This is a genomic window from Brachybacterium sp. AOP25-B2-12 (assembly GCF_052378625.1).
Taxonomy (GTDB): Bacteria; Actinomycetota; Actinomycetes; order Actinomycetales; family Dermabacteraceae; genus Brachybacterium.
The window spans coordinates 1-4,277 of the sequence record NZ_JBQSXW010000041.1 but is presented as its reverse complement, the minus strand read 5'-3'; the positions used below and the strand labels follow the sequence as shown (position 1 = coordinate 4,277).

General features: G+C 65.2%; 5 protein-coding genes. 4 read left to right on the top strand and 1 reads right to left on the bottom strand.

Features of this window, described 5'->3' with window-relative positions; all coding sequences use genetic code 11:
• The 4 genes from ACT3TZ_RS14905 to ACT3TZ_RS14890 all read left to right on the top strand — a co-directional run.
• A partial coding sequence (locus tag ACT3TZ_RS14905) for a DJ-1/PfpI family protein (protein WP_444584201.1) occupies nucleotides 1-935 on the top strand: 935 nt, incomplete at its 5' end.
• Between the two features lie 14 nt (nucleotides 936-949).
• Complete coding sequence (locus ACT3TZ_RS14900) at nucleotides 950-1,981, top strand: ABC transporter substrate-binding protein (protein ID WP_069600539.1); 1,032 nt, start codon at nucleotides 950-952, stop codon at nucleotides 1,979-1,981.
• Nucleotides 1,971-3,035, top strand: a complete 1,065-nt coding sequence (locus ACT3TZ_RS14895) for a FecCD family ABC transporter permease (RefSeq protein ID WP_069600538.1) — start codon at nucleotides 1,971-1,973, stop codon at nucleotides 3,033-3,035. Before ACT3TZ_RS14900 ends, ACT3TZ_RS14895 begins: the two co-directional genes overlap by 11 nt.
• 26 nt (nucleotides 3,036-3,061) lie before the next feature.
• Nucleotides 3,062-3,808, top strand: coding sequence for an ABC transporter ATP-binding protein (locus ACT3TZ_RS14890; RefSeq protein ID WP_444584200.1), 747 nt, complete (start codon nucleotides 3,062-3,064; stop codon nucleotides 3,806-3,808).
• A gap of 110 nt (nucleotides 3,809-3,918) precedes the next feature.
• Here the strand turns inward: ACT3TZ_RS14890 and ACT3TZ_RS14885 are convergent.
• A partial coding sequence (locus ACT3TZ_RS14885; protein ID WP_052302535.1) for an FCD domain-containing protein occupies nucleotides 3,919-4,277 on the bottom strand: 359 nt, incomplete at its 5' end.

The following is a 4,277-nucleotide window of genomic DNA, read 5'->3' as shown; positions in this document are numbered from 1 at the left end:
GATTGAAAGGGAACGCGTGCGGCTGGGAGACGGCAGTCGCATCCGAAGCTAACGGAAGGTTGAAAATGAGCACGAACACATGGAGCTCCCCGGTGACGGGCTTGACCTGTCACGGTTGTGTCGAGACGGTCACCGCGCAGTTGATTGCTGTGCGCGGCGTCAAAGAGGTGAACATCGATCTCGTCGAGGGTGGCGTATCCACGGTGAGCGTGGTCGCCGACCGTGAGCTCACGGACGGCGAGGTCGAGGGCGTACTACACGCCGGCGGCGCATTCGCACTCGCTCGTGTTGATGCGATGAGCTTCCTCGGTTCGACTACGAACGCGCCCGACCTCGCAGTCGACGTGCTTTTCTTCGACGGGGCCGAGGAACTCGATGCAATCGGTCCCTGGGAAGTGCTCCGCTTCTGGGCGGAGCTTGGTGACCGACGCGTCGACGTGCGTGCGGTGAGTTTGGACGGCAAGTCGGTCCGTTGCGCGAAGGGGCTCACCGTCGATGTCGACGGTAGCCTTGGCGACCGCCCCATCGATCTTCTTATAGTCCCGGGTGGTCGCGGTGCCGACATCCTCGCGGGGGATCTCGAACAGGTCGGGCGGATCTCGCGCCTCGCTGAACAGGGAGCAACGATGGCGTCCGTGTGCACTGGCGCCCAGGTGCTCGGCGCTGCTGGCCTTCTCGACGGGATCAATGCGACGACCCACTGGATGGCCCGCGGCCAGCTCCAGAAGTCCCACCCGTCAGCGCGCATCTCGTCGGGCGAACGATGGGTCGACTCTGGCGATGTCGTCACGAGCGCCGGCGTGTCGGCCGGAATCGACATGGCCCTGCACCTCGTAGATCGGTTCGACTCCCGCGCCGTCGCTCACCGAATCTGCAGCGTGATGGAGTACCCGTGGCATCCAGAAGCTCGCGGCGAGGCCGTTATCTCTACATGATGTAGAGTTAAGGGGTGACTTCGCGACGCATCCTCCCCTCTGCTTTCCTCGCCACCCTGACGATCGCCGCCCTCGCGGGATGCGGTGGCGGGTCGATGGACCATTCCGACCACAGCGGGCACTCCGCCGGCTCCTCGGCTTCTCCCACCGGCGCCGCCGACGTCGTTACCGACCCCACATGCCCGGCGGTTGTCTCACTCGAATCCGTCCCCGAGCGCGTTGTGACCATGGACGCCGGAGCGGCGGCCTTTCTCATCGAACTCGGACTCGGCGACACGGTTGTGGGCACTGCGGCTCCAGACTTCAAGACCGACTTCTCCGGAGACATCCGCGCTCAACTCGACGCAGTGCCCGTTCTTGACGACGGACAGGGGTCAGCTGAGGCAGTGATCGCCTCCGACCCGGACCTGGTCACGGGAATCTCGCAGTACGAGTTCGGCGGTTTCGACGGCACCGCGTCTGTCGATCAGCTGGAGTCCGCGGGATCTGCCGCCCTGTCCGCCTGCGGCGCGGTGCAGGATGTCCCGGTGGACAACATCGATGAGACGTACAGGTATATAAGCGCGCTCTCCGATGCATTCGACGTTACCGAGCGTGGCGAGGAGCTGATCGACCGGATTCGTACTCAGGTCTCAGACGCGACGGCGGCCTCGCGGGACGCAGACGTGCCCGTGCTCAGCTTGTCCTCCGTGCCCGACGCTGGCGCGGGCATCAACACCAACGGCGGATCAAGCTTAGCGAACGGCATCATCACCTTGGCCGGCGGTACCAACATCGCCCGTGACCAGCTCCAGGACTTCGCAAGCTTGTCTGCGGAGGCGGTGACAGAGGCCAACCCGGCTGTGATCGTGGTGGTGTCCGGTTTCGCGGATTCCAGCGATGAGGACCTGAAGGCGGCCATCATGGCCAGCCCGCTGTTGGCCGAGACCGACGCCGTCAAGAACGAGAACGTCGTCGTGGTGCCGCAGCGCATCCTCCTGTCACCGAGCCTGCTGAATGCGGACGCCGTCCAGATCATCGCGGATGCGGTCGCGAATGCTTCCTGAGGAGACGCGCAGACGCCGAACCGGGGCCCTGCGCGCCATCCCTCTGACCGCCATCCTCATCGGGCTCCTCTTCCTGCTTCTGACAGTGATGGTGATCAGCGTCGGTGTCGGCGCGGTATCGATCGCCCCCGGAGAGGTGATCGAGGTCATCTCCGGGCGCGTGGCGGGAAAACCCGAGCTTGGCTCCCTGGATTTCATCGTCTGGGAACTACGCATGCCGCGCGTGTTGCAGGCCGCAGTGGTCGGCGCCGCCCTGGCAGTCGCCGGAGCGTGCGCACAGGTCCTCGTCCGCAACCCCATCGCCGACCCCTACGTCCTCGGCCTGTCTTCCGGAGCCGGGGTCGCGGCGGTCCTGGTCATCACTTCCGTCGGTGTTGCCACCTTCGGAGTGCTGTTGCTCCCGGTCGCCTCTTTCGTCGGTGCCGCTGCGACCGGAATCATCGTCGCGGCCACAGCGACCTCACGCTGGGGGATGTCCGCAGGCCGACTGGTGCTGTCCGGAGTCGCGATCGGTCAACTTCTCGGAGGGGTGATGTCCTTTCTCCTCATCCGATCCGGGAATTCCGATGCCACTCAGCAGGTGATGTTCTGGCTTCTCGGGAGTCTGGCAGGCGCCCAATGGCGACTGCTGCTCGTCATCGGCCCCGTGATCATCGTCGCGATCGTTCTCGTCGCAATGTCTAGCGGGCGCCTTGACCTCCTCGGCCTCGGAGACGCTCAAGCGGCCGCGTCAGGGGTGCATCCGGGGCGTTCCCGGGTGCTCGTCTTCGCTCTCGCTTCCCTGATGACCGGCGCCGCAGTCGCCGTCTCGGGGACTATCGGCTTCGTGGGCCTCATCGTGCCGCACATCGCCCGTCTCCTCGTGGGCGGTATGCACAAGCGCGTCATTCCCGTGTCTGCGTTGCTGGGGGCGATCCTGCTCAGCTCGGCGGACCTCGCCGCGCGCACCGTGCTAGCATCGTCAGAGCTTCCAGTCGGGATTTTCACCGCGGCGATCGGCGTGCCAATCTTCATCCTCCTCATGCGCAAGAATCGCGCCATGGCCCTCTCATGAGCTCATCGCATACGACGCCATCCGAAGTGGCTTTCAACGCCGTGTCCGTGAACTACGGACCACGGCGCGCGCTCGACAACGTCAGCGCCACAATCGCAGCGGGTGAGATCGTCGCCGTCGTCGGACCCAACGGATGCGGCAAGTCAACTCTCCTGAGCCTCCTTACCGGATACCATCCGGCCTTCACCGGCACCGTCACGGTCGACGGTGAAGACATCAGCACGATGTGCGCTCGCGACAGGGCTCGGAAGATCGGAGTTCTCCGGCAACACACGGGGCCCCTTCCCGACGTCACCGTGACCGAACTCGTCGCTCTGGGCCCTCAGAAACTCTCCACGCACCAGGTCAATCGCACCCTGGCGCGCGTCGGACTCGACGAACTCGCGACCGAACCAGTCGCGGCTCTCTCCGGCGGACAACTGCAACGCGCACTTCTCGCACGAGCCCTCCGTCACGACCCCACTCTGCTGGTGCTGGACGAGCCCACGAACCACCTCGACGTCCAGCACAGATTCGCCCTCATGGAGCTCCTGCAAGACCTTCGGGTAACGGTCCTCTGCGCCCTCCACGACCTCGACCTCGCGATCCGCTACACGGACGACATGCTCCTCCTCGCCGAGGGGCAGTTGCGCGCACACGGACACCCCGACGCCGTGCTGACGAAGTCTCGGGTTCTCGAAGTCTTCGCGATCGACAGCGAAAGCGTGACCACAGCCCGAGGCCAAACGCATCTTCTCTTACGCTCCGCGCGAGCTCGTGCCGCCGGGGAGTGAGACCTGCACATGAGATATGCGGGCAAAGGCCCGACGGGTCGCTGATGCGTCGCCTGCCGCAGTCAACCCTGGGAATACTGGGTTGATCGCGGTGATGCGTTGACGGGCGGTCACAACGAAACGACCACCGCGATCATCGCCTCGAGATGGTCTGTCACAAGGCCAGCAGCGCGACTTTCATCACTGGCGCGGAGCGCGTCGAGCACTCGCTCATGCCCGTCCCAGCCGTCCACCTCGACGGCGCGGAAGGTTCGCGTCACGATCGCGCCAGTGAGCGAGTAGAGCGGGCGGAGTGCCGCTTCGGCTGCGCGGTCATGGACGGCTTGGGCGAACGCCTCAAGAAGGTGAGCGTGAGCATGAATGGCGCCGAGGACGTCGCCTGACCGGCTCGCCGCACGACCGAGTCTGATCTGGTCCGCGATGCTCGCGAGGTCGTCACCCGTGCGGCGAATTGCCGCGATCGACATCG